General features: G+C 70.1%; 6 protein-coding genes and 1 pseudogene. 4 read left to right on the plus strand and 3 right to left on the minus strand.

The genetic code is table 11. The features are described from left to right. From D455_RS36220 to D455_RS0120485, 3 genes and pseudogenes are all read right to left on the minus strand, one after another. Positions 1 to 271 (minus strand): annotated as a pseudogene (locus D455_RS36220) (hypothetical protein); the annotation flags it as partial. 292 nt (positions 272 to 563) lie between these two features. After that, on the minus strand, positions 564 to 1,019 hold the full coding sequence (locus D455_RS0120480) for a hypothetical protein (RefSeq protein WP_017572563.1): 456 nt from the start codon (positions 1,017 to 1,019) through the stop codon (positions 564 to 566). 141 nt (positions 1,020 to 1,160) lie between these two features. Next, on the minus strand, positions 1,161 to 2,171 hold the full coding sequence (locus D455_RS0120485; RefSeq protein ID WP_017572564.1) for a YihY/virulence factor BrkB family protein: 1,011 nt from the start codon (positions 2,169 to 2,171) through the stop codon (positions 1,161 to 1,163). Between the two features lie 122 nt (positions 2,172 to 2,293). On the opposite strand from D455_RS0120485, the gene D455_RS36225 reads away from it, so the two are divergent. The 4 genes from D455_RS36225 to D455_RS0120505 all read left to right on the plus strand — a co-directional run bounded on the left by D455_RS36225 (position 2,294) and on the right by D455_RS0120505 (position 5,293). Further along, positions 2,294 to 2,383 carry a putative leader peptide gene (locus tag D455_RS36225; RefSeq protein WP_017564358.1) on the plus strand — a complete coding sequence of 30 codons (90 nt, stop codon included), beginning with the start codon at positions 2,294 to 2,296 and terminating at the stop codon, positions 2,381 to 2,383. Between the two features lie 177 nt (positions 2,384 to 2,560). Then, entirely contained in the window at positions 2,561 to 4,237 is a 1,677-nt protein-coding gene (locus tag D455_RS0120495; protein WP_017572565.1) for a nitrite/sulfite reductase, read from the plus strand. 148 nt (positions 4,238 to 4,385) lie between these two features. Beyond that, positions 4,386 to 4,592: a hypothetical protein gene (locus D455_RS0120500; protein ID WP_017572566.1), complete on the plus strand. Its 207-nt coding sequence runs from the start codon at positions 4,386 to 4,388 to the stop codon at positions 4,590 to 4,592. Continuing rightward, the gene (locus tag D455_RS0120505) at positions 4,589 to 5,293 is read left to right on the plus strand and encodes a phosphoadenylyl-sulfate reductase (protein WP_017572567.1); all 705 of its coding nucleotides are present in this window, start codon (positions 4,589 to 4,591) and stop codon (positions 5,291 to 5,293) included. The genes D455_RS0120500 and D455_RS0120505 overlap by 4 nt, the downstream gene beginning before the upstream one ends. Positions 5,294 to 5,469 lie beyond the last annotated feature (176 nt).

The raw sequence follows: 5,469 nt of genomic DNA on the forward strand, positions 1-5,469 counted from the left end.
CGTCCAGCGCCGCGCGCCGCGTCTCCTTGGGCGCCTGGCCCGTGACGATCTGACGGTGCCCCTCGATGAGGATCTCGGCACTGCGTTCGTCGGGCGCGATCACGATGACGGCGGTGGGCCGGGACTGCCCCGGTCGGGACGCCCGGCTCATGGTGCCTCCGAAGGCATGGGGAACGTGGACCTGTTCGTGTACGGGGGTACGGGGACCTCGATCAGCAGTGACGGTGGGGCGCGGCCTGGCCTGGGGGTGACCGAGAGGTGGTGTTGGCACACGCGAAGTCAGTGCTGCACGAGATCATACTGACCGTCGCTCGTCACGCCTATTCCGGCCATGTACCGACGAAGCGGGAGCGGTGGGGCGCCTGCGTGACAGTGGTCCTGCCCTCCCCTCTGTGACCAGGAAAATCATCCGAACATGGGATCCGGGTGGTGCCGCGTGTGCTGTCCCACCCATGGAGTGGACACCCGTGGGAGCCATTAAGTTCACACCGAAAATGACCGGATCCGGCCACTGGGTTCCCACCAGGCGCATGCGTCGCAGGTCAGCCCGGGGCGCGGGCCTCTCAGGATCTCCTCCGCCACCGACCGCGCACGTAGGCCTCCACGGAGAGCGCCAGCGGAACGAGCCCGGCCAACCGGAGCACGTTCACCGGCCAGGGGAAGTGGCCCGACAGGAGGTCCCAGAACCCCACGAGGAGCATCACCCCGCAGGCCGCCCACATCAGGAACAGGCCCGCCCTCTCCATGCGCAGGGCCGTGGAGGGAGTGCGCCGTTCCATGGCGGCCCGGGACGGGAAGCGCAGGAACATGACCGGCACGAGGGCCAGGGCCGACACGGAGAAGACGAGGGATCCGAGGCTGAAGGTGTCTCCCCGCTCCATGTACCGGGCCAGGGAGAAGCCCGCCGTGAGCACCATCAGAGCGCACACGTTGTAGTACTGGGGCTTCAGGTCGACGACGACCTCGTCAGCGGCGGAAACGGAGTCCCGTTCCTCCTCGCCCGGTGGGGGAACGGCCATGGGAAGGCGACCTCTCACAGTGTGTCGTCCGGGCTCGGGTGCGGCGGGATCGCGGCCTCCCGCCCGGCGGCACGACGACACTACCGACGGGCCCCGACCTTTCGGGCGTTCCGGCCCCCGAAGGCGGGCGACCGGAACCGGTCAGCGGCCGTCGACCTCCACGATCGTGTCGATCATCGCCTGCTCCCTGCGCTTGACCAGACGGTTGGCCCGGTCGAAGTCCCGGTTGGCGATCTCCGCGCGGGCGGCGGCGGTGCGCACGGTCGGCCACATCGCGTCGATCTCGGAGTTGAAGGACGACCCCACCAGCACGGCGATCGCCATCACGTACAGCCAGGCCAGGACGGCGATCGGCGCGGACAGCGAACCGTAGATGGTCACCTGGCCCAGGGACGCGTCCAGGTAGGCGCGCAGCGCGGCCGACCCCGCCATCAGCACCAGGGTGGCCAGCAGCGCCCCGGGCAGGTGGCGCCACAGCGGGGTGCGCACCGGCACGCTCAGGGCGTACAGCAGGGTGACCGCGGAAACGGCCAGCAGCGCGACGCTCGGCCAGTAGAAGAGGTTCAGTCGTCCCACGGCCATCGGTAGCAGACTCTCCACCAGGTCGGGCCCGGCCACCAGGACCGGCAGGATACCGATGGAGAACAGCAGCCCGCCCAGGTAGGCGACGAAGGCCAGGAAGCGCTGGCGCACCCAGCCGCGCAGTTCGTCCAGGCCGTAGGAGATCGTGATGGAGCGGATGAAGACGTTCATCGCCCGCGATCCCGACCACAGGGACACCAGGAACGTCACCGACAGGATTCCGCCCTGGGCGCCCCCGAGGAAGTCGTCGACGAGCGGTTCGACCAGGCTGTCCACCGTGTCGGGGGTCAGCAGCCGCGCGGCCAGGTCCAGGAGCCACAACCGGATCTCCTCGACGAGGTCCTCGCCGAGCACGGTGGCCAGCGGTCCCAGGGCTCCCAGAACGCCCAGCATGAGCGCGGGCAGGGAGATCAGCGTGAAGAAGGCCGACTCGGCGGCCAGTCCGACGACCCGGTCGCGGGCGAAGGCGCGGATGGTGCGCAGGACGAGGAACGTGCCGTCGCGCAGGAGGCGGTGGCGTCTCAGCCACGCGTCCACGGCGTACCACAGCCGTTCCCAGAAACCCACCACGCAGAGAACGTTAGCGGCCCGGGGAGACCGCACCGCGCGCCACCACCCCGGGGCGAGTGATGTGACTCACGCGGGAACGGTCCGTCTGGACAAAGCCTCGATCCCCGTGACATTCTCACTACATGATCGCTGCCCTGGACCCCATGCTCTACGTGCGCCGCCACGTGGACTTCCTTCGGGTTGGCAGCGCCATCTGTTGCAGCGTCGGTTAATCTCGCCGCCCTTGACGCACCCCAGGAGTGCGCGCGGCACCGGCGCCCTGCCTCTTCTTCAGTTCCACACGCGGATCCCACCCGTTCGCCAGTACGACGATGTGCGCGCGACGCGGGTTTGCGGTGCGGGCGCCGGGGTTGTGAGCACCCCGCGACACCCCAACGGAGACAACCGCGATGCCTCCCTCTTCCGCGCATGCCGGCAGGACAGCGACCGCGGCCAAGCCGCGCCGCCGCCGTGGTGAGGGCCAGTGGGCCCTCGGCTACCGCGAGCCGCTGAACAAGAACGAGGAGAACAAGAAGAACGACGACGGGCTCAACGTCCGCGATCGGATCATCAACATCTACTCCAAGGGCGGGTTCGACTCGATCGACCCCGCCGACCTTCGCGGACGCTTCCGCTGGTTCGGTCTGTACACCCAGCGCGCCCCGGGCATCGACGGTGGCAAGACCGCCGTCCTGGAGCCCGAGGAGCTCGACGACCGCTACTTCATGCTGCGCGTGCGCATCGACGGCGGCCAGCTGACGGCCGCCCAGCTGCGCGCGATCGGTGAGATCTCCCGTGACCACGGGCGCGACACCGCCGACATCACCGACCGGCAGAACGTGCAGTTCCACTGGATCCGGGTCGAGGACGTCCCGGCGATCTGGGAGAAGCTGGAGTCGGTGGGCCTGTCCACCACGGAGGCCTGCGGCGACACCCCGCGCGTCATCATGGGCTGTCCGGTGTCCGGGGTCGCCGAGGACGAGGTCATCGACGCCGGTCCCGCGGTCCGCCAGGTCTACGACGACCACATCGGCAGCCAGCTGTTCTCCAACCTCCCCCGCAAATTCAAGACCTCCATCTCCGGGTGCACCTCGCACTGCGTCAACCACGAGATCAACGACGTGGCGTTCGTGGGCGTGCGCGACGAGCGGGGCGAGGCCGGATACGACCTGCACGTGGGCGGCGGTCTGTCCACCAACCCGATGTTCGCCCTGCGCCTGGGCGCGTTCGTACGGCCCGACCAGGTGAGCGAGGTCTGGGCGGGGGTCTGCTCGATCTTCCGCGACTACGGCTACCGGCGCCTGCGCACCCGTGCCCGGATCAAGTTCCTCATCAAGGACTGGGGCGCGGAGAAGTTCCGCGAGGTGCTGGAGCAGGAGTACCTGGGCTACAAGCTGCCCGACGGCCCCGCCCCGGAACTGGACTCGGGCCTGCGCCGCGACCACGTGGGCGTGCACCGTCAGAACGACGGGAGGTTCTACGTGGGCTTCGCGCCGAAGGTCGGCCGGGTCTCGGGCACCGCGCTGCTGCGCATCGCCGAGATCGCCGAGGAGCACGGTTCGGACCGCATCCGCACCACCGCCGACCAGAAGCTCATCATCCTGGACGTGGAGGAGGACCGGGTCCCCTCGATCACCTCCGCGCTGGAGGCGGAGGAGCTCCAGGTCAACCCGAGCGTGTTCCGCCGCCAGACGATGGCCTGCACCGGCATCGAGTTCTGCAAGCTGGCGATCGTGGAGACCAAGGGCCGCGCGGCGTCGCTGATCGACGAACTGGAGAAGCGGCTGCCCGACTTNCTCAACGGCTGCCCGAACTCGTGCGCGCGCATCCAGGTCGCCGACATCGGCCTCAAGGGCCAGCTGATGCTGAACTCCGAGGGCGAGCAGGTGGAGGGCTACCAGATCCACCTGGGCGGCGGTATGGGGCTGACCCAGTCCTTCGGCAAGAAGATCCGCGGCCTGAAGGCCACCGCCGACGAACTGCCCGACTACGTCGAGCGGGTGCTGCGCCGGTTCCGGGACCAGAAGGAGGACGGCGAGTCGTTCGCGTCCTGGGTCGGCCGGGCCGAGGACGCCGACCTGAAGTAGGCCGGTCCGAAGCGGTTCGGCCGGGCGGTCGGGGTCATCGTGACCGGGACCGTCCAGGCCGTGGACCGGGGCCGGTCCGTGCGCGGCCCGCCCCGGTCCACGGTCGAACAACGACCCGAGGAATCCGAGCAAGAGGAGGAGGTGCGCCATGTCCGAGAGGGCCGCGCCCCACTACTGCCCCTACTGCGGCGACGAGGACCTGGTGCCGGAGGAGGGCGCCCCGGTCAGGGGCGGGGGCTACCCCTGGGCCTGCCTCTCCTGCGCCCGGGTGTTCAGCGTCAAGTACGTCGGGTTGCGCTCCGCGTCCTTCTCCGCGGGAGGCGCCCCCTCCAGACCGACGGAAGGGAACTCATGAACTCCACCACCATCACCCCCCTGGGCGGTCCCGAGCTCGCCGAGCGGGCCGCGCGTGAGCTGGAGGAGGCCTCCACCCGGGAGATCATCTCCTGGGCCTCCGAGACCTTCGGTGACCAGCTGTGCATGACCTCGTCCATGGCCGACGCGCTCATGGTCGACCTGGTCTCCAGGACGGTGCCGGGGATCGACGTCATCTTCCTGGACACCGGCTACCACTTCCCCGAGACCATCGGCACGCGCGACGCCGTGGCCTCCGTGTACGACATCAACCTGATCAACGTCGAGCCCACGCGCACGGTGGCCGAGCAGGACCTGGCCCTGGGCCCGCGCCTGCACGGACGCGACCCCGGCATCTGCTGCCACCTGCGCAAGGTGGAACCCCTCCAGCGGGCCCTGGAGCCCTACTCCGCGTGGCTGACCGGTCTGCGCCGGGAGGACTCGCCGACCCGCCGCGACACCCCGGTCGTGCAGTGGGACCGGCGGCGCCGGATGACCAAGGTGAACCCGATCGCCCGGTGGACCCAGGACGAGGTGGACGCCTACATGGCCGAGAACGGGGTGATCGTGAACCCGCTCCAGTACGACGGCTACCCCTCGATCGGCTGCGAGCCGTGCACGCGGCGGGTGGCCCCGGGCGAGGACCCCCGCAGCGGCCGGTGGGCCGGTACGGGCAAGACCGAGTGCGGCATCCACGTGTGAGTGCGCGTGCGGCGGCCGGGCCGCGTGGCCCGGCCGCGGCCCCGCCGGGGTTCGGCGGGGATCCGGCGGGGTCGGGCGGAACCGAGTGCCCGGTGGCGTTCGGCGGGGTCCGGGGACGACGAGGAGGGTGACCATGACGGTGGACGGGGCCGGGGCGCCGCGCGGCGGACGCCGGG

Origin of the sequence: Nocardiopsis halotolerans DSM 44410, assembly GCF_000341065.1 — a bacterium.
Taxonomy (GTDB): domain Bacteria; phylum Actinomycetota; class Actinomycetes; order Streptosporangiales; family Streptosporangiaceae; genus Nocardiopsis; species Nocardiopsis halotolerans.